General features: G+C 72.4%; 24 protein-coding genes. 18 read left to right on the forward strand and 6 right to left on the reverse strand.

All coding sequences use genetic code 11. The features are described 5' to 3' along the window. Positions 1-5: 5 nt before the first annotated feature. The 3 genes from ABT023_RS00245 to ABT023_RS00255 form a co-directional block, all read right to left on the reverse strand. Entirely contained in the window at positions 6-425 is a 420-nt protein-coding gene (locus ABT023_RS00245; protein ID WP_350880046.1) for a hypothetical protein, read from the reverse strand. Between the two features lie 583 nt (positions 426-1,008). Beyond that, a complete protein-coding gene (locus ABT023_RS00250) occupies positions 1,009-1,203 on the reverse strand; it encodes a DUF397 domain-containing protein (RefSeq protein WP_350880048.1) in 195 nt (64 codons plus the stop codon). 8 nt (positions 1,204-1,211) lie between these two features. Continuing rightward, on the reverse strand, positions 1,212-2,039 hold the full coding sequence (locus ABT023_RS00255) for a helix-turn-helix domain-containing protein (protein WP_350880050.1): 828 nt from the start codon (positions 2,037-2,039) through the stop codon (positions 1,212-1,214). Between the two features lie 129 nt (positions 2,040-2,168). Between ABT023_RS00255 and ABT023_RS00260 the strand changes: the two genes are divergently transcribed. The 4 genes from ABT023_RS00260 to ABT023_RS00275 are packed head-to-tail and all read left to right on the forward strand — an operon-like array spanning position 2,169 to position 4,045. Then, positions 2,169-2,390 carry a hypothetical protein gene (locus ABT023_RS00260; RefSeq protein WP_350880052.1) on the forward strand — a complete coding sequence of 74 codons (222 nt, stop codon included), beginning with the start codon at positions 2,169-2,171 and terminating at the stop codon, positions 2,388-2,390. Next, positions 2,387-2,557, forward strand: coding sequence for a hypothetical protein (locus ABT023_RS00265; RefSeq protein ID WP_350880054.1), 171 nt, complete (start codon positions 2,387-2,389; stop codon positions 2,555-2,557). The genes ABT023_RS00260 and ABT023_RS00265 overlap by 4 nt, the downstream gene beginning before the upstream one ends. Further along, positions 2,544-3,746 carry a helix-turn-helix domain-containing protein gene (locus tag ABT023_RS00270; protein ID WP_350880056.1) on the forward strand — a complete coding sequence of 401 codons (1,203 nt, stop codon included), beginning with the start codon at positions 2,544-2,546 and terminating at the stop codon, positions 3,744-3,746. The genes ABT023_RS00265 and ABT023_RS00270 overlap by 14 nt, the downstream gene beginning before the upstream one ends. 2 nt (positions 3,747-3,748) lie before the next feature. Further along, positions 3,749-4,045 (forward strand): hypothetical protein, encoded by a 297-nt coding sequence (locus tag ABT023_RS00275; protein ID WP_350880057.1) that lies wholly within the window; start codon positions 3,749-3,751, stop codon positions 4,043-4,045. A 183-nt stretch (positions 4,046-4,228) separates the two neighbouring features. Here ABT023_RS00275 and ABT023_RS00280 read toward each other — a convergent pair whose 3' ends face one another. Further along, the gene (locus tag ABT023_RS00280; protein WP_350880059.1) at positions 4,229-5,497 is read right to left on the reverse strand and encodes a glycosyltransferase; all 1,269 of its coding nucleotides are present in this window, start codon (positions 5,495-5,497) and stop codon (positions 4,229-4,231) included. A gap of 24 nt (positions 5,498-5,521) precedes the next feature. On the opposite strand from ABT023_RS00280, the gene ABT023_RS00285 reads away from it, so the two are divergent. The 12 genes from ABT023_RS00285 (at position 5,522) to ABT023_RS00340 (ending at position 19,711) form a co-directional block, all read left to right on the forward strand. Next, a complete protein-coding gene (locus tag ABT023_RS00285; protein ID WP_350880061.1) occupies positions 5,522-6,382 on the forward strand; it encodes an Fpg/Nei family DNA glycosylase in 861 nt (286 codons plus the stop codon). Between the two features lie 265 nt (positions 6,383-6,647). Then, entirely contained in the window at positions 6,648-8,219 is a 1,572-nt protein-coding gene (locus ABT023_RS00290; RefSeq protein ID WP_350880593.1) for a sugar transferase, read from the forward strand. Between the two features lie 40 nt (positions 8,220-8,259). Continuing rightward, complete coding sequence (locus tag ABT023_RS00295) at positions 8,260-9,483, forward strand: sensor histidine kinase (RefSeq protein ID WP_350880063.1); 1,224 nt, start codon at positions 8,260-8,262, stop codon at positions 9,481-9,483. A 23-nt stretch (positions 9,484-9,506) separates the two neighbouring features. Further along, positions 9,507-10,268, forward strand: coding sequence for a LytR/AlgR family response regulator transcription factor (locus ABT023_RS00300; protein WP_350880595.1), 762 nt, complete (start codon positions 9,507-9,509; stop codon positions 10,266-10,268). Positions 10,269-10,341: 73 nt separating this feature from the next. Continuing rightward, positions 10,342-11,076, forward strand: coding sequence for a DUF5701 family protein (locus tag ABT023_RS00305; RefSeq protein WP_350880065.1), 735 nt, complete (start codon positions 10,342-10,344; stop codon positions 11,074-11,076). A gap of 172 nt (positions 11,077-11,248) precedes the next feature. Next, entirely contained in the window at positions 11,249-11,926 is a 678-nt protein-coding gene (locus ABT023_RS00310) for a response regulator transcription factor (RefSeq protein WP_350880067.1), read from the forward strand. Beyond that, positions 11,923-12,969, forward strand: coding sequence for a sensor histidine kinase (locus ABT023_RS00315; protein WP_350880068.1), 1,047 nt, complete (start codon positions 11,923-11,925; stop codon positions 12,967-12,969). Before ABT023_RS00310 ends, ABT023_RS00315 begins: the two co-directional genes overlap by 4 nt. Before the next feature lie 298 nt (positions 12,970-13,267). Continuing rightward, positions 13,268-14,929 carry a DUF4153 domain-containing protein gene (locus ABT023_RS00320; protein WP_350880070.1) on the forward strand — a complete coding sequence of 554 codons (1,662 nt, stop codon included), beginning with the start codon at positions 13,268-13,270 and terminating at the stop codon, positions 14,927-14,929. A 188-nt stretch (positions 14,930-15,117) separates the two neighbouring features. Further along, positions 15,118-15,495 (forward strand): DUF485 domain-containing protein, encoded by a 378-nt coding sequence (locus ABT023_RS00325; protein WP_350880597.1) that lies wholly within the window; start codon positions 15,118-15,120, stop codon positions 15,493-15,495. 1 nt (position 15,496) lies between these two features. Continuing rightward, positions 15,497-17,155: a sodium/solute symporter gene (locus ABT023_RS00330; protein ID WP_350880072.1), complete on the forward strand. Its 1,659-nt coding sequence runs from the start codon at positions 15,497-15,499 to the stop codon at positions 17,153-17,155. Positions 17,156-17,273: 118 nt separating this feature from the next. Next, a complete protein-coding gene (locus tag ABT023_RS00335) occupies positions 17,274-18,038 on the forward strand; it encodes an ABC transporter ATP-binding protein (RefSeq protein ID WP_350880073.1) in 765 nt (254 codons plus the stop codon). Further along, positions 18,023-19,711, forward strand: coding sequence for an ABC transporter permease (locus tag ABT023_RS00340; RefSeq protein WP_350880075.1), 1,689 nt, complete (start codon positions 18,023-18,025; stop codon positions 19,709-19,711). Before ABT023_RS00335 ends, ABT023_RS00340 begins: the two co-directional genes overlap by 16 nt. A gap of 46 nt (positions 19,712-19,757) precedes the next feature. Here ABT023_RS00340 and ABT023_RS00345 read toward each other — a convergent pair whose 3' ends face one another. Beyond that, the gene (locus tag ABT023_RS00345) at positions 19,758-20,015 is read right to left on the reverse strand and encodes a hypothetical protein (protein WP_350880077.1); all 258 of its coding nucleotides are present in this window, start codon (positions 20,013-20,015) and stop codon (positions 19,758-19,760) included. Between the two features lie 80 nt (positions 20,016-20,095). Between ABT023_RS00345 and ABT023_RS00350 the strand changes: the two genes are divergently transcribed. Next, the gene (locus ABT023_RS00350; protein WP_350880079.1) at positions 20,096-20,590 is read left to right on the forward strand and encodes an SRPBCC family protein; all 495 of its coding nucleotides are present in this window, start codon (positions 20,096-20,098) and stop codon (positions 20,588-20,590) included. A 688-nt stretch (positions 20,591-21,278) separates the two neighbouring features. On the opposite strand, the gene ABT023_RS00355 is transcribed toward ABT023_RS00350, so the two are convergent. Continuing rightward, positions 21,279-21,653, reverse strand: coding sequence for a hypothetical protein (locus ABT023_RS00355; protein ID WP_350880081.1), 375 nt, complete (start codon positions 21,651-21,653; stop codon positions 21,279-21,281). A gap of 894 nt (positions 21,654-22,547) precedes the next feature. Between ABT023_RS00355 and ABT023_RS00365 the strand changes: the two genes are divergently transcribed. After that, the gene (locus ABT023_RS00365) at positions 22,548-23,192 is read left to right on the forward strand and encodes a flavin reductase family protein (RefSeq protein WP_350880599.1); all 645 of its coding nucleotides are present in this window, start codon (positions 22,548-22,550) and stop codon (positions 23,190-23,192) included. The last annotated feature ends 179 nt before the right edge of the window (positions 23,193-23,371 follow it).

The following is a 23,371-nucleotide window of genomic DNA, read 5'->3' on the forward strand; positions in this document are numbered from 1 at the left end:
CCGAACTAACTGGCCAGGTCATCGCCGACAAGCGGCAGGCCTGCTTCCTCGAATCGTTCGAGCAGCGACAAGTCCCACGCGATCGGGTCCGAGGTGGTGTTGACGAACGCAACGCCCGCCAGCAGAGCAGCCTCCGCGTACGCCCGAGCAACATCCGGCCGCCCACTCGGCGCGGAGTAGAGCAGCACCTCGGCACCTTCCAACGCCTCCGCCACCCGCCGAGTCTCGGTCGAATCCGTGAGCCCGCGCTGCACGCTCACGCCAGCGAGAGGAAGCTCTGCATCGAGGCGGGGGAAATTGTTCGGCGGCGCGAAGATCGCATCGCACAGATCCTTGCCCACCTTGCCCTCGGAGAGGGCAAAAGCCGCAACGAAGTCGATATCACCAACACCCAGCCCGTTCACCTGGGGCTGACGAATGCCCACCAAGCAGCCCGGTGCTGCGGTAGAAGTTGATCCCCTGCACCAACGCTGACGTGTTGTTGCCAACGCCGACGACTGCGACCTTCGCTTCTCGATCACGCACGACGCTACCAACCTACGCCCGCAAACGGGATACGCCGTCGCCCCGCCCGGCCCACCGGCGATCATGAAGTTATCGCCATCCATCTCGGCGATTCTTGCCGCTAACTTCATGATCACGGGCGGTCCCGGTCCGGCCCTGCTCTCCTGGCCGCTCAGCTCTCCGGCGGCGGTGGTTCGTCCGCTCCCCGGGCCTTCCACGGCTGGTGTTCGGTAATCCAGACTTCTACGTCTTCCACCAGCCAGACCGCCCCGCCCGCCAACCGGTCGAAGGGCTCCGGGAAATCGGGTCGGCTGGTGAGCTGGACGACTCGGACGCGCGACACGCCCAAACGCTCCTGAAGCTCCGCACTCCCGTACAGCTTCCGCCGCCAGCCCATTACCGAAGCATCCGAGAGCCGCACGGGCGGCTGTCGACGCAGCAGACCCGGCTCCGAAGATGGGAGCCGGGTCGCGTCACTCCCTCATCCAGTACGGAGAGGTAGCGCTAGTTGCTCTTGAGGGAGTGGATGAAGCTGCGCCAGCCCTGGGCGTCGAAGGCCAGCGCGGGGCCAAACTTGTCCTTGCTGTCTCGGACGGCCACCCCGTCGCGGAGGTCGGCCACCTCGACACACGCGCCGCCGTTGCCGTCGCTGCGGGTGGACTTCCGCCACACCGCGCTGGTGAGGTCCGGATTCGTCATGTCAACCTCTACTTCATCTCGTCGGCGATGCGCAGGACGAGCCCGCGCGACTCCGCCGGCCCCAACGCCGCAGCCCGGAGACGGTCCCAGTGCCGATTGTAGGCCCGGACCGCCTCGGGACTGTCGAGGTAATCCGCGTCCGTGAACGTCTCCAGGTAGACGACGTCCGACGCGACTTCCTCCCCGAACCGGAGGATGATGAAGTTGAACGAGGAGACCACGTAGGTCTCGGCATCCAGCGGAAACACCTGGATGGTGACGTTCGGGCGGTTGGCGAGAGTGGCGATCTGGGATAGCTGCTCCCGCATGGTCTCCCGATCGCCGAGGTTCCGCCGGAGCGCGGACTCGCTGAGGATGAAGTTCAGTTCCGGCCCGTCCAGGCGATCGATGACCTTCTGTCGTTCGAGGCGAACTTCGACCTGCTGCTCCACGTCCTCCCTGTCGATGATCGCCCGGATGTAGGGCTCGGTCTGGAGGATGCCGGGGATGACCTCGGATTGGTACCAGCGGATCTCCGCCGCGTCGGCCTCCAGGTCGAGGTACTGCCGGAACCAGTCCGGCACCACGTTCCGGTAGCCGCTCCACCGCCCCCGTTGCCGTCCGGCGCGAGCGAGGTCCCGTAGCGGCTCGGCTTCCTCCCCGGTCACCCCGTAGAAGTCGAGCAGCAGCTTCAAGTCGGTCAGCCGGATGCCGGACTGGCCCAGCTCCAGCCGGCTGACCTTGCTCGACGCCGAGTCGATGACCTCTGCGGCCTCTTCCTGGGTCTTGCCTGCCGCCTCGCGGGCGCGCTTGAGGGCGTTGCCGAGGCGACGCCTCTGGATCGTCGGGGTGACCATGCGGCGAGTATCCCGCCCCTGCCACCGCCCGCCCGGCGACACGCCGTGAGTTCCCAAATCAGGATCGCCTCGCTAGCCTATTTTTCTGGACTCCTAATTTGAGGAACCAGAGGTCTTTCGGGAGGACTCATGGCTCGGCATGCGAAGAACCCGACACACCCCGGCCTGCTGCGCTGGATCTGGCCGTTCAAGCGCCGTCGCACAAAGCCGCTCGACCATCTCGGCCCGGCGACCATCCACCCGACGCGACCGGCGGCATACCGGGCCATCGGCGTGGCCCGGGTGACCTACCTGCCGGAACGGCCGTTGCCGGTTCTCGCGGGGAAGCACCAAGCGGGGTGCTGGTCGTGACGGCGCGGCGGACGCCCGACCGTGAGGACCGAGGCGAGCAGATTCAGGCGGCGGAACGGGAGGCCGCGCGGCAGCGGATCTTCGCGCAGGCCGAGGCGGACCGGATACCGGCAGAGGAGACCACCCGGGCGGTGCCGGACCGGCGGTGGCGGCGTGGACAGCAGTGATCTGCTGCCGGTCGGCCGGCGGGTGGCGTACTGGCGGAGGCGGCGCAGGCTGTCGCAGCAGGTGTTCGCCGATCGGCTCGGCAAGTCGAAGTCCTGGGTCGACAAGGTCGAGCGGGGTGTCCGGTCGCTGGACAAGGTGTCGACGTTGCGGGACATCGCCGCTGCTCTACGGATCGATACCGCCGTGTTGCTCGGCCGAGACGTTCAACCCGCCGTGGTGGCCGAACGGGTCGAGGGGGTGGAGCGGATTCGGGAGGCCCTGTCGGCGTACGAGATTGCCCTGGGCCGGCCGGTGGCCGGACGTCTTGTGCTGCCGGCCGACCGGTTGGCCCGGGATGTCGAGCACGCGTGGGTCATGTTTCAGCATGCCCGGTATCCGCAGGTGATCGCCGTGGTGCCGGGCCTGCTGGCCGGCGTGCAGCGTGTCGTCGCCGACGATTCCGGGTGGGGTCGCCCGCTGCTGGTGGAGGTGTACCGGCTGGCCGCGTCGCTGCTGGTGAAGCTCGGCGAGGTCGATCTGGGCTGGCTGGCCGCAGACCGGGCCATGGCTGCCGCGACCGGCGATCCCGTGTTGGTGGCCGCCGCTGCGGTGCAGCTCGGCCAGGTGTTCCGCGCTTCCGGGCGGGCGCGGGCGGCGCTGTCGGCGACGCTGGCCGCCGCGTACCGGATCGCCCCGCCCAATCCGGGGGACGGTAGCCCCGGCGCGTTGTCGTTGTGCGGGACGTTGCTCGTGCAGGCCGCCCTGGCGGCGGCCCGCCGGGGCGACGACCACGCCACCGCCGAACTCCTCGACGACGCTGCCGGCATGGCCGCCCGGGTGGGCGACGGCCAGGATCATCACCGGACCGCGTTCGGGCCGACGGCCGTCGACCTGGCCCGTGCCGCCGCAGCCCTCGACCTGGGCGACGCGAGCGAGGCGGTTGCCTGGCACGAGAAGACGACCAAGCGGGACGCCTGGCGGTGGCTACCGGTGGAACACCGCGCCGCGCACCTGGTCGACGCCGCCCGCGCCTACGTCCAGGCCGATGACCCGGTCAGCGCGGGCCGGGTGTTGGTCGACGTCGACCGGATGGCACCGGCTGAGGTACGCCACCGGCCCGCCGCCCGGGAGGTGCTCGCCCAGGTGGCCCGCGACCCGCACGCCCCGGCCACGATCATCCAACTCGCCGTCGCCCTCGGGGTGACCTGAGCATGACCGCGCCGTTCCTGTCCCTGGCCCAAATCCGCAACCGGCTGGTCCTCACCGCCCGAGCGGTCCTCCGCGACCACCGGACCGGTCCGAACGGCCGCTGCCGGGTGTGCCGGACTCCGGACTGCCGAGTGGCGACCGCCGCCCGCAACGTCATCCACGCCGCCTCTGCTCCCCGCGCAGCGGAAGAGCAGGCAGCGGAGGAGATCCGTGCCCTCTGCAACGGTGAGCAGGTTCCCTCTCCCGCAGGCGTTGTCCCCACTGCCGAGCTCAAGGCAGCGGACGACGCCCAGTGGTAGGGGCCGATGCGGGTGCCGCCGATGGTCAGTCACGGAGATCGCCTGTCGCGTACCGGCACCCCGCCCGGCGTGTCGCGCCGGTGAGCAGCAGACGATCAAGGGACGGCCCACGTCTCACTTTTCATCAACGATCACCGCGGACCGCAGGGACCCCACGCGCCGGGTCTCTGCGAGCGCGTTGGCTCAGCGGGGCGGCGCGGTGGCCGAGACGCCGGCGTACACGTCGATCAGGCGCTTCGTGACCACGTCGGGGTGGAAGGTGCGCTCGTACCGGGCGCGGGCCGCCGGGGCGAGTCGCGCCGCGCCCGCCCGCGCCACCGGCAGCGCGGCGGCCATGGCAGCCGGCTCCGGGGCCACCACCCAGCCCACCTCGCCCGCCTGCACCCCCACCGGCAGCGCGACGCGCCCCTCCCCGGGCGCGGCGGTGGCGACGGCGGCCGGGCCGGTGCCGGCGGGCTCGCGCGGGCCGTCCGCACCGAGCAGGTACGGGATGCCGCCGAGGGCGGTACCGAGCACCGGCCGCCCACTGGCCAACGCCTCGATGATCACCGTAGGCAGCACGTCGTGCCAGGTGGAGGCGGCGATGATCACCGCGCTGGCCTCGATCGCCGCGCGCACCCCGGCGCGGTCCAGCGGGCCCAGGTACGTCACGTCGGCGCGTTCGGCGGCGGCGGCCTCGGCCAGCGGGCGCAGCTCGCCGTCCCCGGCGATGCGCAGCGGGCCGAGTGAGCCGTCCGGGTGCCGCCGCCAGGCGTCCAGCAGCAGGCCCAGCCCCTTCTCCGGGGAGAGCCGGGCCATGTACAGGAAGCCGTCGCCGAGCGGCGCGGGCGCACCCGGGTCGGGGATGCCGTTCGGCTTCACCACGATCCGGTCCGCCGGGACGCCGTAGTCGCGCAGGTGGTCGGCGACCGCGCTCGTGAGCGCGATGAAGCGGTCCACCGACTTCCAGGTGGGGCGGTGCACGGCCAGCGTGGTGGCCATCAGCGCGCTCTGCGCCCGCGAACCCCGGTAGCAGCGGTGCACGATCGCCGGCACGCCGAGCGTCCGGCCCCGGCAGTCCTGGCAGATCATCCCGTCGCGGAAGTACAGCCCGGAGGAGCAGACCTGCCGGTAGTTGTGCACCGTCTGCACCACCGGCACGCCGTGCTTGTGCGCGGTCCGCACCACCCAGGGCGAGAGCAGCGGGTACGGGTTGTGCAGGTGCAGCACGTCCGGCCGGTGCTCGGTGATCAGCCGACTCAGCTCCTGCTGCGCCCGGGGGGCGTAGATCGGGGAGACCGGCAGCAGCGCCTTGGCCGACTTCGGCATGCTCGGGATCTCGTCGGAGCTGCGCAGGAACGGCAGCACCTCGACCCCGGCCGCCGTGAGCTGGGCGATCTCCGCGTCGACGATCGTGTTCTCGCCGGAGGGCTGAGCCTCCCGGTACCGGTTGTGCGCCACCACGACTCTCACGGGGAAGAAGGCTACCGTTGGCTGATGCCTGAACTTCCCGAGGTGGAAGCGCTCGCCGGCTACCTGCGGGAGCGCGCGGTGGGGCGGCGCGTCGACCGGGTCGAGGTCGCCGCGATCAGCGCCCTGAAGACGTACGAGCCGGCGCCGGCCGCCGTGTCGGGCCGTACGGTGACCGACGCCCGGCGGCACGGCAAGTTCCTCGCCGTGGTCTTCGGCGACGACCTGCACCTGGTGGTGCACCTGGCCCGGGCGGGCTGGCTGCACTATCGGGAGTCGTTCCCCTCCGGCGGGCCGTTGCGCCCCGGCAAGGGGCCGATCGCCCTGCGGGTCCGGCTCGACGACGACTCCGGCTTCGACCTGACCGAGGCGGGCACCCAGAAGAAGCTGGCCGCGTACCTGGTCACCGACCCGGCGGCGGTGCCCGGGGTGGCGAAGCTCGGCCCCGACGCGCTCGCCGCCGACCTGGACACCTTCGCCGGCCGGCTGCGCAGCCGGCGGGGGCAGGTCAAGGGGGTGCTGACCGACCAGACGGTGCTGGCCGGGGTGGGCAACGCGTACTCCGACGAGATCCTGCACGCCGCGCGGCTGTCCCCGTTCGCGCTGACCGACCGGCTGACCGACGAACAGGTCGCCGCCCTGCACGAGGCGACCGGTCGGGTGCTCGGCGACGCGGTGTCCCGCTCACTGGGACAGAAGGCGGCGGAGTTGAAGGGCGAGAAGCGGTCCGGCCTGACCGTGCACGCCCGGACAGGGCTGCCCTGTCCGGTCTGCGGCGACACGGTGCGGGGGGTCTCATTCGCCGATTCCAGCCTCCAGTACTGCCCCACCTGCCAGACCGGCGGCAAACCCCTCGCTGACCGTCGGTTGTCGCGCCTCGTACGCTGAGTGACCGAGAGGGGTGGTTACGGAGTGGAATCGCCGGGCGAGCACCGATCCTCCCGGTCCGCGCCTCTACCGGGGCCGTCATCCATCGGTATAGTGGCTCGGTCCCCGGCTTTCGCACCTGAGGTGGAGCCGGCCGGATCCCGCGCGGCACACCGGGCGAGAAGTCCCTCGGGTCTCCAACCGGTGCGGACCCCGCGTGGGAAACTGAACGGTGGGCGACCCGAGCCCTCACTGCGAGTGAGCGGCGCGTGTCATGCGGGAGGACATGGGTGAGGTGACGACAAGCCTCCAGCGCCCGGTAACCAACGAAGGCCGGAGCAAACTCGTGCGGCACGTCGACAGCTTCGAGATCCAGCCGCCGACACCGCCGTCACACAACGGCGTGCCTCGGTCGGCCTGGGCCCGGGCCCGCCGACGCGTCTCCCGCTGGCACCGCCCCTACACGACCGTCCTGCTCCTGCTCGACTTCGGGGCGGCGGCGCTGGCGAGCTTCCTCGCCATCCAGATCTTCGATCAGGCCGCCTCCGGCTTCTACGGCGTGAAGGAAAATCCCACCTGGTTCTACACGGTCGCCTTCGGCCTGCTGCCGCTCGGCTGGGTGGTGATCCTGTGGGGCAATCGGGCGTACGACCGGCGCTACCTGGGCCTGGGCCCGGACGAGTTCAAGCGGGTGATCCGGGGCGGCGTGGCGGTCGCCGCGACCGTCTCCTTCCTCGCCTTCGCCACCGTGACGCAGCTCTCCCGGTGGACGGTCGGCTTCGCGCTGCTCGGCGCCCTGGTGCTGATCCTGTTCGGCCGCATCCTGGCCCGCTCCACGCTGCACGCGGTCCGCCGCCGGGTCGGCCAGGCCGGGCACCGGATGGTGCTGGTGGGCACGCTCCCGGAGTGCCTGGAGGTCTACACGGCGGTCACCCGCAACCCGAGCGCCGGGCTCGTGCCGGTGGCCATCCACATCACCGACGGGTACGCCGCCGCCCGGGGCATGCAGACCCCGGTCCCGGTGTACGCCGGCCGGGACGTCCTCGCCCTGGTCCGGGAGGTCGGCGGCGACACGATCGCGGTCTGCGGCTCGGCCAGCTCCGAGCCGGGCGAGCTGCGCCGGCTGGCCTGGCAGTTGGAGGGCTCCGGCGTCGACCTGGTGGTCGCCCCGCAGCTCACCGACATCGCCGGCCCCCGGGTGCACATCCGCCCGATCGAGGGGCTGCCGCTGCTGCACGTCGAGGAGCCGACCCTGTCGGGCCCGGCGCTGCTGGTCAAGAACCTGATGGACCGGGTCGCCGCCGGGCTGGGCCTGCTCCTGCTCGTACCGGTCTTCCTGGCCGTCGGGGCCGCGATCCGGCTCTCCGACCCCGGGCCGGTCTTCTTCCGCCAGCCCCGGGTCGGCCACGAGGGCCGGACGTTCCGGGTGTGGAAGTTCCGCACCATGTACGTCGACGCCGAGGACCGGCTGGCCGGCCTGGTCGACCAGAACGAGACCGACGGCATGCTGTTCAAGATGAAGCAGGACCCCCGGGTCTTCCCGGTGGGCCGCTTCCTGCGGGCCTCCTCGCTGGACGAGCTGCCCCAGCTGATCAACGTGCTCTGGGGCGAGATGTCGCTGGTCGGGCCGCGTCCGCTGCCCGCCGACGACGGCGACTTCCTCGGCGACGTGCGCCGCCGGCTGCTGGTCCGTCCGGGCATGACCGGGCTGTGGCAGGTCTCCGGCCGATCCGACCTGTCCTGGGACGAATCGGTCCGACTGGACCTCTACTACGTCGACAACTGGTCCCTGGCGTACGATCTGAGCATCCTGTGGCGCACGGTGGGCGTCGTGCTGGCGAGCAGGGGCGCGTACTGACGGGCTTGGCGTAGCGGGCGGGACAGGCCAGGATCGCTGCGTGGCTGGCAACATCTCCGCCGTCGTCGGCGTGGTCTCGCTCGGCACCGCGCTGGCCGCGGCGCTGTACGCGGTGGTCCGGCTGCGCGCCCGGCGGGGCATCGCCACCGCCACCCAGCGGGCCACCTACGAGGTGCTGCACACCGCCGGGCTGGCCGCCGAGCCGCTGCGGGCCGGCCTGAGCGCGGCGGGCGCGGCGAAGGCCGTACGCCACCTGCGGGCCCTGGTCGGGGCGGTCGGGCTGGCCCTCACGGACCGGGAGTCCCTGCTCGCCCTCGACGGACGCGGGACGCACCACACCGACCAGCTCGTCGCGGCGGCCCGGCGGGCGGTGGCCGGCGGGCGGTCGACCGTGCTGGGGGAGCCGGAGCTGCACTGCGACCGGGTCGACTGCCCGGTCCGGGGGGCGGTGGTCGCCCCGTTGCGCGCCGACGGCCGGGTGGTCGGGGCGCTGGTCGCGGTCGCCGACGGCCCGCCCGCGCCGGGGCTGGTGCAGGCCACCCTGGAGACCGCCCACTGGGCCGGCAACCAGCTCGCCCTGGCCGAGCTGGACGCCTCCCGGGAGCGGCTGGCCCGGGCCGAGGTGCGGGCGCTGCGCGCCCAGATCAGCCCGCACTTCATCTACAACGCGCTGACCGCGATCGGCTCGTTCGTCCGGACCGACCCGGAGCGGGCCCGGGAGCTGATCCTGGAGTTCGCCGAGTTCACCCGGTACTCGTTCCGCGCGCACGGCGAGTTCACCACCCTGGCCGAGGAGCTGCGCTCGATCGACCGGTACCTGACCATCGAACGGGCCAGGTTCGGCGATCGGCTCCAGGTGCGGTTGCAGATCGCCCCGGAGGTGCTGCCGGTGACGCTGCCGTTCCTCTGCCTCCAACCGCTGGTGGAGAACGCCGTCCGGCACGGGTTGTCCCGCAAGCCCGGCACCGGCATGGTGAGCATCGAGGCCCGGGACGCGGGTGCCGAGTGCCACATCACGGTGGAGGACGACGGAGTGGGCATGGACCCGACGACGCTGACCGCCGGGATCGCCGAGCTGGCCGGGGCCGGCAGCGACCCGACCGACGACCCGGGCCAGCACGTCGGCCTCTCCAACGTCGACGAGCGGCTCCGCTCGGCCTTCGGGGACCGGTTCGGCCTGGTCGTCGAGACCGGCCTCGGCTCCGGTACGAAGGTGAGCATGCGGGTGCCGAAGTTCCACCCCGGCGTGCGGGCGGGCTCGTGAGCGAGCGGCCCGGCCCCGCCGGCCTGGCCACCGGCGCCTTCCTCCGGGTGCTGGCGGTCGACGACGAGCCGCCGGCGCTGGACGAGCTGGCGTACCACCTGCGGGCGGACCCCCGGGTGGCCCGGCTGCACACGGCCGGGGACGCCACGGAGGCGCTGCGGGTGCTCCGCGACGGCGACATGGACGTGGTCTTCCTGGACATCCGGATGCCCGGGCTGGACGGCATGGAGCTGGCCCGGGTGCTGCGCCGCTTCGCCCGGCCCCCGGCGATCGTCTTCGTCACCGCGTACGACGACGGCGCGGCGGACGCCTTCGACCTTGGCGCGACGGACTACGTGCGCAAGCCGGTACGGGCCGAGCGGCTGGCCGAGTCGCTGCGCCGGGTGATCGGCTCCCGGGTGGTGCCGGCGCACCCGGCGGCGCCGGCCCGGGCGGAGGACGACCCGACGATCCCGGTCGAGCTGGCCGGCACCACCCGGATGCTGCCCCGCTCGGCGGTGCGCTGGGTGGAGGCGCAGGGCGACTACGCCCGGCTGCACACCGCCGACGGCTCGCACCTGGTCCGGGTCTCGCTGGCCACCCTCGCCGAGCGCTGGGCGGACGCGGGATTCGTGCGCATCCACCGGTCGTACCTGGTGCAGTTGAAGCTGATCGCCGAGCTGCGCCTGGTCAACTCCGGCTACGTCGTGGTGCTCGACGGCACGGAGCTGCCGGTGAGCCGGCGGCACACCAGGGAGCTGAAGGACAAGCTGGTCCGCACCGCCAAGCAGGACTGGAACCGCTGAGCCGGGAACAATCGCAACGCTGCCGTACGTTGTACGGTAGACGTACGACTCCCGGGAGGCCACCGTGACCGCCATGGACCACACCACCGACGCCCACCGCACCGCCGACGCGGACCGCAGCTCCGACCTGGACCGCACCGCCGTCATCGAATCCGGCGGCTTCGACCCCGGCGCCGAGTTCGACCGGCAGGTCGCCGACCTCGTCCGCCTCGGCTACCCGGCCCTCGCCGGCCGGACCGTCGACCGGTTCACCGAGCTGGTCGCGCCGCTGCGGGCCGCCGCCGTGGCCGGCGCAGCCGAGCTGCCGCCGCCCACCGAGGCGCGGGTGCCGTTCCTGCTCGTGGTCACCCGCGACCTCGTACCCGTGCCCGACCGCCTCGCGCTGACCACCCTCGCCGGCAAGCGCAGGCCCGGCTTCCTCGACAAGAACTTCCCCCTCGCCGACCTGCCGAGGTTCGAGCCGGTCAAGGAGCTGGAGCTGCCGGCCGGGCCGGCGTACCTGCTCTTCGACGTCGACCGGGGGGAGGAGTTCCGCAACGTGACGCCGGCCGCCGCCGTGGACGCGATGGCCACCCGGGGCCGGCTGCCGATCACCATCGACGAGGGGATCGCCCTCGTCACCCAGTTCCCGGCCGCGCTGGCGAGCAACCGGTGCTTCTCGCTGGTCGGGTCCCGCTGCGGCGACCGCCGGGTGCCGGCGCTGTGGATCAGCCAGGGCGCGCCGAAGCTCGGCTGGTGCTGGCACGGCAACCCGCACACCTGGCTCGGCTCCGCCTCCGCCCGCCCGGAACGGATCGGCCTGGGCTGAAGCGCCGGAATCGGGCGACGTTCACCGCCACACGGCGCAGTCACCACCGGCTCCGTTCCTTGTCACCAACGCGTTGTCCACCGGGTTATCCACAGGGTGTGGAGAGTTCTCCACAGGTTGTTCACAACGTGCCCCACCGATCTCCACGGCCCCCTGCCTACAGTCACCTCCCATGAGGGAACGCAGGGTGCTGGTGGTCGAGGACGAGCGGACGATCGCCGAGTCGGTCGCCACCCGGCTGCGGGCCGAGGGATTCACGGTGGAGATCGCCGGGGACGGGCCCACCGCCGTGGACCGGTTCCGGACGTGGCGGCCCGATCTCGTCGTCCTCGACGTCATGCTGCCGGGCTTCGACGGCCTGGAGGTGTGCCGGCGGATCCAGGGCGACCGCCCGGTGCCCGTCCTCATGCTGACCGCCCGCGACGACGAGACCGACCTGCTCGTGGGGCTGGCCGTCGGGGCGGACGACTACCTCACCAAGCCGTTCTCGATGCGGGAACTGGCCGCCCGGGTGCACGTGCTGCTGCGGCGGGTCGAGCGGGCGGCTGCCGCCGGGCCCGCGACGCTGACGGTCGGCGACGTCGAGATCAACCAGGCCGAGCGCCGGGTGCTGCGCAACGGCGTGGAGGTGCACCTGACCCCCACCGAGTTCGACCTGCTGGTGCACCTCGCCGGCCGGCCACGCGCGGTGCTGCCCCGGGAGCGGCTGCTCGCCGACGTGTGGGGTTGGGCGGAGGGCGGCGGCACCCGGACGGTCGACAGCCACGTGAAGGCGCTGCGCCGCAAGCTCGGCGCGGACCTCATCCGCACCGTGCACGGCGTCGGCTACGCGCTGGAGACACAGTCGTGATCGAGCGCCTCGTGACGTGGCTGAACCGGGTGCTGCCCCGGCCGCTCGACCCGGTCCGCTCGATCAAGGTGAAGCTGGGCGTCCTGCTGGTCATCTCGGGCGCCGCCGGCCTGTCCTACTTCTGGTACGCCATCGGCTGGCTGCCCCCGATGACCTCGGCGACGGCGATCGGCCTGGCCCTGCTCACCTCGCAGGTGCTCGCGCACGGGATGACCTCCCCGCTGCGGGAGATGACCGCGGCGGCCGGGGCGATGGCCCGGGGCGACTACTCCCGGCGGGTCCGGGCCACCTCCCGCGACGAGGTCGGCGAGCTGGCCCACGCGTTCAACAAGATGGCCGCCGACCTCGCCGCGGCCGACCAGCGCCGGCGGGAGCTGATCGCGAACGTCTCGCACGAGCTGCGTACGCCGATCACCGCGCTGCGGGGGGTGCTGGAGAACCTGGTCGACGGCGTCGCCCCGACCGAACCGGCCGCGCTGCGCACCGCGCTGGCCCAGACCGAGCGGCTCAGTCACCTCGTCGCCGACCTGCTCGACCTGTCCCGGCTGGACGCCGGGGTGGTGCCGCTACGCCGGACGCAGATCGACGTCGCCGACTTCCTCGACGAGGCCGTGGAGCACGCGGCGGCGACCGCCGTCGGGGTCGGGCGGGACGTCCGCTTCCGGCTCGACCCGCTGCCGGACCCGCTGACCGTGTACGCGGACCCGGCGCGGCTGCACCAGGTCTTCGCCAACCTGCTCGACAACGCCGCCCGGCACAGCCCGGCGGGCGGGACGGTGCTGGTCGGCGCGGAGGAGCGGGACGGCCACCTGCACTTCGAGGTCACCGACGAGGGCGAGGGCATCCCGGCCGCCGAGCGCTCCCGGGTGTTCGAGCGGTTCACCCGGGGCGACCGGTCACAGGGCGGCGGGACCGGGTTGGGCCTGGCGATCGCGCGCTGGGTGGTGGAGCTGCACGGCGGCGCCATCGCCGTCCTGGACCCCGACCCACCCCACCCGGGCTGCCGCATCCGGGTGTCCCTCCCCCACCCCACGCACCCCTGACCCTTCCCCTCTTCCCCTTCCTTCCTCTCCCCTCGGCGTCGATCAAGGAGTTGCGGTGCCCGACATGAGCGACAAATCATCAGACGTACCACAGCACGAGCCCCTGATCGACAGGAAAACGGCGGACGGAAACGGGCAGCAGGTCGCGGTGGCGGGCGGTGGGGGGCAGGCCGCCTCCGGGACGCCCCGAACAGGGGTGCCGCCGCAGCCAGGAGTGCCAGCGCGGACTGGGCTTCCGCCTCGGCCACCGTCCTTTCTTGAGCGGCGGTGGCCGGGGCCGAACGGGCCGGCCCGGCCCGTGGTGCTCGGCGCGGTCGCCGTGGCCGCCGCCGTGGCGGCGTTCTTCGTCCCCTTCGACCGCCCCGGGCTCGGCTGGCTGGTGGCGGTGCTCGCCGCGACCGCCGCGCTCGTCACGGCCGCCACGGGACGCCGGAACCCCGCACCGGACGGCTCGACGCCCGGCCCGGCGTCCGATCCACCGCCCGGCACGATGGTCCGTCCGGAGGCAACTGCCGGCACCGACGTCTCCCCCGACACGACCGCCCGAACCGGGGCGGCTGCCGGGTCCGCCGGCCGTCCCGACGCCACGGGGGCGCCGGGGCGGGCGGCGGATCAGGCGGAGGGCCGCGCACCGGACCCGGTGCTGGGCCAGCCGGCGGGCCCGGCACCGGGCCGGGCCCCGAGGCGGGCACCGGACCGGCTGATCTGGGCCGTCGCCACCATCGCGCTCGTCTCGGTCGGGTACGTCCGGGCGGCCGGCTGGCTCTTCGTGCTCTGCCTGCTCGCCGCCGTGGTCACCGGCGTCCTCGCCGTGGCCGGCGCCCGGACGCCGCTGGGCATGCTCACGGCCGCCTCGATCACCCCGGCGGCCCTGTTCCGGGCGCTCCCCTGGGCGGGACGCGGGCTGCCCAGGTCCGGCCCCGGCGGGTCGACGGTCGGGCGCGGCCTCGCCACCGTCGCCGCCTCGGTGGCGCTGCTGCTCGTCTTCGGCCTCCTCTTCTCCTCGGCCGACGCGGTCTTCGCCGACCTGGTGACGGGCCTGCTGCCCGAGGTGTCGGTGGGCGCGACGATCGGCTGGCTGTTCCGCTGCGCGCTGATCGGTGCCGGCCTGCTCGGCGCGGCGTACCTGCTGGCGGCACCCGCCGACCTGGACGGGCTACGGGCCGCCCCGGGCCGGCCCGTGCGCCGGCTGGAGTGGGTGGTGCCGCTGGCCCTGCTCGACGCGCTGTTCGCCGCGTTCGTGCTGGTGCAGCTCACCGTGCTGTTCGGCGGCTCCGCCCACGTGCTGCGCACCGCCGGCCTCAGCTACGCCCAGTACGGCCGCGGCGGCTTCTGGCAGTTGCTGACGGTCGCCGCCCTCACCCTGCTGGTGATCGCCGGAGCCACCCGTTGGGCACCCCGGGCCACCCGAGCCGACCGGCTCCTGTTCCGGCTCCTGCTCGGCACGCTCACCGCGCTCAGCCTGGTCGTGGTCGTCTCGGCGCTGCACCGGATGCAGGTGTACGCCGACGCGTACGGGGCGACCCGGCTGCGGCTGGTGGTGGCCGCCGTCGAGCTGTGGCTCGGGGTGCTGTTCGTCCTGGTCGGCGTGGCCGTGGTGCGCCTGCGGGCCGACTGGCTGCCGCCGCTGGTGGTGGGTACGGCGGTGCTCGCCCTGCTCGGGTTGGCGGCCGTCAACCCGGACCGGCTGATCGCCGAGCGCAACGTCGACCGGTACCGGCTGACCGGAATGATCGACGTGCGGTACGCCTCCCGGCTCTCCGCCGACGCGGTGCCGGCGCTGGACCGGCTGCCCGAGCCGCTGCGCTCCTGCGCGCTGTGGAACATCGCCCTCGATCTGCCGGTCGACCACGTCCGGACGGCCAACCTGGGCCGGGCGGCGGCCCGTGACCTGCTGGACCTGTCGCCGGTCGGGGCGACGGCCCTGAGCTGCCCCACCCTTCCGCCGCGGGTGAGGTGAGGACCGACACGCGGACGGCCCGACGGACAGCGGCCCCGCGCGGCGGACGGCCACGGCGCGGACGCCCTTGACAATCCCGTCGATCGGGCGAGACTGCCGGGGTGGCCGCACCTGACGATCCCGTACCGCCACCCCGGGCCCCGGGCCCGGCCGGGTCACCGGTCACCCCGACCGGGACCCCGGGCCGGATGCCGGTCGCGCCGGGCCGGACCCGGGTCGTGCTGGCCGAGGTGTCCCGCCGGGAGCCCGACGCGGACCGGGCCCGGGCCGAGCTGACCCAGCAGACCCGGGTGGGGGAGGCGCTGGTCCGGGGGCTGGTCCGGGCCCAGCTCGCGTTGGCGTTGCGGCTGAGCCTGGTGGTGCTGATCGGGCTGGGCGGCCTGCCCCTGCTGTTCGCCATCGCGCCGGCGGTCGGCCGGGTCACCGTGTTCGGGGTGAACCTGCCCTGGCTGCTGCTGGGGGTGGCGTCCTTCCCGTTCCTGATCGCGGTCGGGTGGGCGTACGTGCGGCTGGCGGAGCGCAACGAGCAGGACTTCACCGACCTGGTCCAGCGGCCGGAGCGCTGAGATGGGCAACGGGTACGTCGTCCCCGCGATCGTCGCGGTCACCCTGGTCACCCTCGGGATCGGCTTCTACGGGCTGCGCCTGGCCCGCACCACCTCCGACTTCCTGGTCGCCTCCCGCTCGGTCAGCCCGACCTGGAACGCCGCCGCGATCGGCGGGGAGTACCTGTCGGCGGCGAGCTTCCTCGGCGTGGCCGGGCTGGTCCTCAAGTACGGCGTGGACGTGCTCTGGTACCCGGTCGGCTTCGCCGCCGGCTATCTCGCGCTGCTGCTGTTCGTGGCCGCGCCGCTGCGCCGGTCCGGCGCGTTCACCCTGCCGGACTTCTGCGAGCTGCGGCTCGGCTCGCGCCGGCTGCGCACCCTGGCCACCGCCTTCGTGATCTTCATCGGCTGGCTGTACCTGGTGCCGCAGCTACAGGGGGCGGGGCTGACCCTGGCCACGCTGACCGGAGCGGCGTACCCGGTCGGGGCGGTGCTGGTGGCGGTGGTGGTCACCGCGAACGTCGCGCTGGGCGGGATGCGGGCGGTCACCTTCGTCCAGGCGTTCCAGTACTGGCTGAAGCTCACCGCGCTCGCCGTACCCGCGATCTTCCTGGTGTTGCAGTGGCAGGCCGACGCCCGCCCGGCGGTGACCCCGCCCGACGGGCCGGCGTTCCGGACCGCGACCACCGTCGTGGTCGAGCACCGGGCGACCCTCACCTTCCCCGACGGCGACGCCCGCGAGGTACGCCCCGGCGACCGTCTCGACTTCGCGGCCGGTGACCCGGTGCCAGAGGTCTCCGGCACGGCCACCCACGCCGCCGACTGGCTGCTGCCGGACACCGCCGGGGACGACGACCGGGGGCTGTTCGCCACGTACTCGCTGATCCTGGCGACGTTCCTGGGCACCATGGGGCTGCCGCACGTGCTCGTCCGGTTCTACACCAACCCGGACGGCGCGGCGGCCCGACGCACGACCCTGGTGGTGCTGGCCCTGGTGGGCGCGTTCTACCTGCTGCCCACCCTGTACGGGGTGCTGGGCCGGATCTACACCCCGCAACTGCTGGTCACCGGGCAGACCGACGCGGTGGTGGTGCTGCTGCCCGGGGCGGCGCTCGGGGACGGCACGACCGGCCGGCTGCTCGCCGCACTGGTCGCGGCCGGGGCGTTCGCCGCGTTCCTGTCCACCTCGTCCGGGCTGCTCACCAGCGTGGCCGGGGTGATCTCCACGGACGTGCTGGGGCGCGGCTCGGTACGCGGCTTCCGGCTGGCCACGGTGATCGCGGGCGGGGTGCCGACGGTGCTCGCGCTGAACGTCTCGGGGCTGGACGTCTCCCAGGTGGTGGGGCTGGCCTTCGCGGTCGCCGCGTCCAGCTTCTGCCCGCTGCTGGTGTTGGGCATCTGGTGGCGCGGCCTGACCGACGTGGGTGCAGCCGCCGGGGTGCTGGTGGGCGGCGGCGCGGCCGTCGGGGCGGTGCTGCTGACGGTGCTCGGGCCGCCGCTGTCCGGCTGGCCGGCCACGCTCACCACGCAGCCGGCCGCCTGGACCGTCCCGCTCGCCTTCACGGTCATGATCGCGGTGTCGACGGCGACCCGTCGCCGGCTTCCCGCCGACATCGCCGGCACCATGCTCCGCCTGCACTCCCCCGAGGCGCTCCGCGCCGAGGGAAGGTCCCCCTCCTGACGTTTCCCCTGAACGGGCCCGGTCAGCCGTGCGCCGGACCCGCCTCCTGCCGAAGGAGGAGGCCAGGCTCGTCCCGTGGCGGGAGCGATCACTCGTCCCGGCCGGATACCGTCGGACCATGACTGATGAGCACCCCGCGCTCGCGCTGCGTGGCCTCGCCAAGCGGTTCGACGGCAAGGTGGCGGTGGCCAGCGTCGACCTCGACGTCCCGGCCGGCTCGTTCTACGGGCTGCTCGGCCCGAACGGCGCCGGCAAGACCACCACCCTGTCCATGGCGGTCGGGCTGCTCCGCCCGGACGCGGGCGGGGCGTGGGTGCTCGGGCACGACGTGTGGGCGGATCCGGTCCGAGCCAAGCAGCTCCTCGGCGTGATGCCGGACGGCGTGCGGCTGTTCGACCGGCTCACCGGTGCGGAGCTGCTGGCGTACCACGGTCTGCTGCGCGGCATGGACCCGGCGGTGGTCGACCAGCGGGCGGCGGAGCTGCTCGACGTGCTCGCCCTCGGCGACGCCGGCCGGACCCTGGTGGTGGACTACTCCGCCGGCATGAAGAAGAAGATCGGCCTGGCCTGCGCGCTGCTGCACGGGCCCCGGCTGTTGGTGCTCGACGAGCCGTTCGAGGCGGTCGACCCGGTGTCGGCGGCGCTGATCCGGGACATCCTGCACCGGTACGTCGTCGGCGGCGGGACGGTGGTCTTCTCCAGTCACGTGATGGAGGTCGTGGAGCGACTCTGCTCACACGTGGCGATCCTCGCCGAGGGGACGATCAAGCAGGTCGGCACCCTCTCCGAGGTGCGCGGCGACCGCTCGCTGGAAGACGTGTTCGTCGAGGTGGTCGGCGGGCGCACCGCGACGGGCGAGGAGCTGGCGTGGCTGTCCCGGTGACCGCGCCCGCCGAACGGGCCCGACCGGTCTCGGCCCGGCACTTCGTGCGGCTCAAGCTGCGGGTGATGGGCAACAACTTCCGTGGCCAGGGCTGGCGGATCGCCATGTTCGTGGGCGGGGTGGTCGCCGGGCTCTGGTTCGCCGCCACCGGGTTCTTCCTGCTGGCCGCCCCCGGGCTGTCCGACGAGCCGAAGTACGCGCTGATGGTCGCCGCGTTCGGCGGTGGCCTGCTGGTGCTCGGCTGGCTGCTGCTGCCGCTGGTCTTCTTCGGCGTGGACGAGACGCTCGACCCGGCCCGGTTCGCCCTGCTGCCGCTGACCCGGCGCACCCTGGTCACCGGGCTGCTCGCCGCCGCGCTGGTCAGCGTCCCGACGGTGGCGGTGCTGATCGCGACCCTCGGGCTGGTGCTCACCGCCGGCATGCTGGGCGGGTGGGCGGCGGCGCTGGTCGCGGCCGTCGGGGTGGCCGCCGGGCTGATCCTCTGCGTCGCCGCGAGCCGGGCGGTGACCAGCGCGTTCGCCACGATGCTGCGGTCGCGGAGGGTACGTGACCTGGCGGCCGTGCTGCTCGCGGTGCTCGCCGCATTGCTGGGCCCGTTGCAGCTCGTGGTGCTGGCCGCCGTGCGGCAGGCCGACTGGGACCGGCTGGCCGGCGTGGCCCGCATCGTCGGCTGGACCCCGTTCGGCGCCCCGTGGACGGTCGGCATCGACGTGGCCGAGGGGCGGGCGTGGGCGGCCCCGCTGAAGCTGCTGATCACGGCGGCGGCCATCGGGGCGCTGCTGTGGTGGTGGTCCCGGTCGCTGGAGTCGGCGATGGTGGGGGCGGCCGGCGGGGGCGCGGCGAAGGTCCGCCGCGGCCCGGTCGGCGGCGCGGTGGCGCAGCTCTTTCCCCGGGCTCTCGGCTGGGCCCGGCGGGACCGGTTCGGCGCGCTGGTCGCCCGCGAGTGCCGCTACTGGTGGCGGGACGCCCGGCGGCGGGCCAACCTGATCACGATCGCGGTGATCGGGATCTTCGTGCCGGTGATGGTCAACTTCGGCGGGACGAGCTTCTCGACGGAGAACGGGATGGAGTTCGCCGCCCCGGACTCCTCCCCGGTGCTGGCCAGCCTCTCGGTGATCTTCGTCGGGGTGCTCGCCTCAGTCACCCTGGCCAACCAGTTCGGGTTCGACGGCAGCGCGTACGCGGCGAACGTCGTCGCCGGGGTGCCGGGCCGGCTGGAGCTGCGCGCCCGGGCGGCGGCGTTCTCGGTGTACGTGCTGCCGATCCTGGCCGTCGTCGCGGTCGTCCTGACGGTGGTGCTGGGCCGGCCGGCGTGGCTGGGCCTGTTGGCCGGCACCCTGCTCGCCTCGTACGGGGTGGGGCTGGCGATCAACGCGCTCATCTCGGTGCTCGGGGCGTACTCGCTGCCGGAGACGAGCAACCCGTTCGCGATGAACAGCGGGGCCGGGTTGGCGAAGGGTCTCCTCACCCTGCTGTCGATGATCGGCTCGGCGGTCGCCGCGGTGCCGATGGTGGTCGCGGCGGCGCTGCTCGGCGACGTCTGGCTCTGGCTGGCCCTGCCGCTGGGCCTCGCGTACGGCCTGGGCGCGGCGCTGCTCGGGACGTACCTGGCCGGGGACCTGCTCGACCGGCGGGCCCCGGAGCTGCTGACGGCCGTCACCCCGCGCCGCTGACGACCCACCCGGCGGTGACCGGGCAGCGGCGGCGCGGGAACGCGGGTCAGCGGCGACGCAGGAACGCGTAGAGGAACACGTTCCGGTTCGTGTCGGTGACGTTGACCAGTTCCCACCCGAACTGGGACAGGTACTCGACGCCCTCCATCAGCAGGGTGACGGCGCTTGGCCGGTCAAGGCCGGGGCGGGCGAGCAGGGCGAGGTGCCGGTGCGGGTAGGTCCGCAGGTCCACCTCGTTGCGGGCCAGGGCGTCGACGTCGAGGATGCGGGTCTGAGCGAGCTTCTGCGGCGTCACGGGGGCCATGCCCGGCACGATAAGGCCCCCGCGCACGCGCCGCCGGCCGTCCTCATGCGTGGCTTGGCGGGTGGCGGCACAATGGGCCGATGCCTGTCGTCGAGTCGGCGATCACCGTTCCGGTGCCGCCCGAGCTGGCCTTCGCGGTGTCGCAGACCGTCGCTCCGGTGCGTTACCGGTGGGACCCGTTCGTCCGCGAGCAGCACTTCACCGACGGGGCGACCCGCCCCGGCAAGGGCGTGCGCACGTTCACCCGGTCCCGGCACGGCCTGGTCATGGTCAGCGAGTACGTCTCCTTCGCGCCGCCGAGCCACGTCGGGATGAAGATGGTCCGGGGCCCGTGGTTCTTCGAGATGTTCGCGGGCGGCTGGCGGTTCACGCCCGGCCCGGAGCCGGGCACGGCGGTCGCCACCTGGCGGTACAGCTTCCGCTGCCGGCCGGCGTTCCTGCGCCCGCTCGCCGACCGGGTCGGGGTGTGGCTGCTGGGCCGGGACATCCGCCGCCGGATCGCCGGGTACGCCACCGGCTGCACCGACCCGGAGGTACTGACCGCCGCCCGCCGCTCCCTCACCACCGACGAGTGAATGTCAGCAGACGATCATGGGCACCTCGCCCGCTGGATGAAGTCGTGCCATGCCTCGGGGGCAGGTTGAGCACCGGACCGGACCGATTGCACGACCGCAAACGCTGGTGCCAGTTCCTCAGCTCCCTCAAGACCCTACGCGCCCGATGGCCCGACCAACGCCTGCACTTGATCGCAAATTACTTCTCCCGCACAAGCATCCCGAGGTCCGCGCCTGGGGTAGCACCAACCCGACTCGGCGCTTCGCCCTAAACGGCATCGACTACCGCAGCCACGCCGAGCAGGACACCCCCACCAGCGCCTACATCCGATGCCCCAACCAGCACACACGGCCGAAATCCGCGTTCGCCGTCAACTCCAAGATCGCGCCCGAATTCAACCGTTCAAGGCTGTTGACCGAGCACTAATTAACTCAGGCAGGGCTGTTACCCAAACAGACCGACAGGCTCCAACGGCTTGGCATCGATCACGAACGCGAATCCGATGAACAACCCACATGGACCACTACGGCAGCACTTCAATAATCGTACCGACCTAATCCTCAATAACCTCGTCAGCTTTGCCGCAGTCGTTAAACTCACGCAAAATGCCCGACTGGGGCACCCCACCCCAACCGAGCATCTCGCCAAACTTCCAGCTCCTCGCAAGAATAAAACCCCGTGCTGCAACCCTTAGATCCGCTCAGCACGTCAGCAAGTTGTGTCGCTGCCCCAGTCCCAGAGGAGAGTGTCGCTAACCCAACCATGATAACCAGTAGTTACATCCCTCAGATAGGTCCAGGTATTGGACGTACGGCCGTTTGCCGTCACGGAATCACCAGTGACGAAACAATAGTAATCTACCAGATGTGAAGTCTGGCCATAGGCGACAACACCACACGACGTGTGCGGGCCGCTACGAATATTGACGTTGGCGACCTCAAACCAGTTTCCGTAACGGCCATCCCCATAAGTATTAGCATGGCTGCATGACGCGCTGGCTGGCGCGGCGGTGCTGACAACCACGGAGCCCATTGCAGTAAGCAGCAGGACTGAGGTAGTTGCGGCCAGTCTTTTGAGTTTCATCTGTCCCTTCCCATGAGAGGAATCCGGGTGAACAATCACTACAGAAGCGTAGCATGCACTTCGATAGATGTCGATATCATGACCTTGTCCGCCACAGGGGTACTGCCACCCGGACGCAAGCCCTCGGATGACCGCAAGGTGTTGTGCGGGATCCTGTTCGCGCTTTGCACCGCGATCCCGTGGAGTACCTCTCTCATGTCCGGACACTCAAGAGCGTCCCAAAACCGGTCCGAGCCCGTCGACCGCCGGTTCCCAGATCCGCACCGGCACCGAACCACAGGTCATGGCCGCCCTCCGCAACGCCGCCATCGGCGCACTACGCCTGACCGGGATCACCAACATCGCCGCCGCCAACCGCCACCACGCCCGCGACAGCCATCGACTACTGATCTCTACTTGGCATCACCTAACGAGTTTGCCGGGGCCCTGACCAGGACCCCTTCTTACGTCGGTCGGCGTCCTGGTCGGCATTGAAGGGATGGTCGCGGCGATCCCAGGTCGGGGTAGGCAGCGGGGGTTGGCCTTGGACGTGTACGCCTTGTCGACCAGGACCCAGCACGGACGGTTCCTGAGCCGGCCGCCGCCCGCTTTTGCCCGCAGGCCATATATCTGCCCGGCGGTTCGGCCTGCGGATCCCATTTACACGCCCGGCACGTCGCACCCAAATCCCATCAATGAGCTGCCGTTTCGTCCATGTCGGCGGCCGACCTGGCCTACGCCCCACGGGTGCCAACGCCGCCCGCTGCCCATCACTCAGGTCATGCCACCTCGCCGGCAGGGTGATCCAGAGGCCTCCTCTGATGGTCTTCTTCGTTGATAAATGACGTACCGGAGACTTCACTTATCGATCACCCGCGCCGCAACTCCCACACCCGCATCCACGGCGCGGATTCGATTCGGGCGCTAACGGCGGAGGCGGGCGACCAGCTCGCGCAGCTCGGTGGTCGCGCGCGCCCGGCCGGCCTGCACGAGCGGTTCCTGGGCTGGGCGCGCGCCCGGGGCGGCACAATGTTTCACGTGAATCATCAGCCGGGTGCCGAGATCCACCACACCGACCCGTTCGCCGTGCCCTCCGGGCAGAAGTCTCCGGCCCGTCGCCTGCGGGGCCGCCTCGCGGCTCCGGTGACGCTCTGGACCGCGCCCGGGCCGGCCGGCCTGACGGTGTCGTCCACGCTGGTCGCCGAGGGAGAGCCGGACCGGCTGCTCGGCCTGGTCGACCCGGAGTCGGACCTGTGGGCGGCGGTCGAGGAGGCGGGACGGTTCGCGGTCGTGCCGCTGGGCCCGGCGCACCGGCAGCTCGCCGACCGGTTCGCCGGCCTGTTCCCGTCGCCGGGCGGCCTCTTCGCCACCGGCGGCTGGGCCGACACGGAGTACGGCCCGGTCCCCGCGGACACCGGCGGCTGGGCCGGCTGCCGGCTCGACACCGCCCGCGAGTACGGCTGGGCGCTGCTGGTCGAGGCCACCATCGAGGCCGTCACCCTGACCGAGGAGACCACCCCCCTCCTGCACTACCGGGGCCGGTACCACGAGCTGACCTGAGCGGGGAGGCCGTCACGTCGCCGCGTGGGGTCCGCCAACCGGTCACCGGAGTGACGTGGGTCACTTGGCGCAGGCAGGCGACCGTTCGGCGCAGTGGGCGACCGGGGTCGGCCCACGTCTTCCCGGGCGAGGGGCGGGGTTCATACCGTGCGCGAAACTCCCCACGCCTGTGAAGGTGG

Source organism: Micromonospora sp. NPDC002296 (assembly GCF_040296145.1).
In the GTDB taxonomy this organism is placed as follows: domain Bacteria; phylum Actinomycetota; class Actinomycetes; order Mycobacteriales; family Micromonosporaceae; genus Micromonospora.

What these genes read in the sequence shown, in the direction of transcription:
- ABT023_RS00250 (WP_350880048.1), bottom strand. Translation starts at nt 1,203, where the DNA reads ATGACGAATCCGGACCTCACCAGCGCGGTGTGGCGGAAGTCCACCCGC.
- ABT023_RS00255 (WP_350880050.1), bottom strand. Translation starts at nt 2,039, where the DNA reads ATGGTCACCCCGACGATCCAGAGGCGTCGCCTCGGCAACGCCCTCAAG.
- ABT023_RS00260 (WP_350880052.1), top strand. Translation starts at nt 2,169, where the DNA reads ATGGCTCGGCATGCGAAGAACCCGACACACCCCGGCCTGCTGCGCTGG.
- ABT023_RS00275 (WP_350880057.1), top strand. Translation starts at nt 3,749, where the DNA reads ATGACCGCGCCGTTCCTGTCCCTGGCCCAAATCCGCAACCGGCTGGTC.
- ABT023_RS00285 (WP_350880061.1), top strand. Translation starts at nt 5,522, where the DNA reads ATGCCTGAACTTCCCGAGGTGGAAGCGCTCGCCGGCTACCTGCGGGAG.
- ABT023_RS00290 (WP_350880593.1), top strand. Translation starts at nt 6,648, where the DNA reads ATGGGTGAGGTGACGACAAGCCTCCAGCGCCCGGTAACCAACGAAGGC.
- ABT023_RS00305 (WP_350880065.1), top strand. Translation starts at nt 10,342, where the DNA reads ATGGACCACACCACCGACGCCCACCGCACCGCCGACGCGGACCGCAGC.
- ABT023_RS00310 (WP_350880067.1), top strand. Translation starts at nt 11,249, where the DNA reads ATGAGGGAACGCAGGGTGCTGGTGGTCGAGGACGAGCGGACGATCGCC.
- ABT023_RS00325 (WP_350880597.1), top strand. Translation starts at nt 15,118, where the DNA reads ATGCCGGTCGCGCCGGGCCGGACCCGGGTCGTGCTGGCCGAGGTGTCC.
- ABT023_RS00330 (WP_350880072.1), top strand. Translation starts at nt 15,497, where the DNA reads ATGGGCAACGGGTACGTCGTCCCCGCGATCGTCGCGGTCACCCTGGTC.
- ABT023_RS00335 (WP_350880073.1), top strand. Translation starts at nt 17,274, where the DNA reads ATGACTGATGAGCACCCCGCGCTCGCGCTGCGTGGCCTCGCCAAGCGG.
- ABT023_RS00345 (WP_350880077.1), bottom strand. Translation starts at nt 20,015, where the DNA reads ATGGCCCCCGTGACGCCGCAGAAGCTCGCTCAGACCCGCATCCTCGAC.
- ABT023_RS00350 (WP_350880079.1), top strand. Translation starts at nt 20,096, where the DNA reads ATGCCTGTCGTCGAGTCGGCGATCACCGTTCCGGTGCCGCCCGAGCTG.
- ABT023_RS00355 (WP_350880081.1), bottom strand. Translation starts at nt 21,653, where the DNA reads ATGAAACTCAAAAGACTGGCCGCAACTACCTCAGTCCTGCTGCTTACT.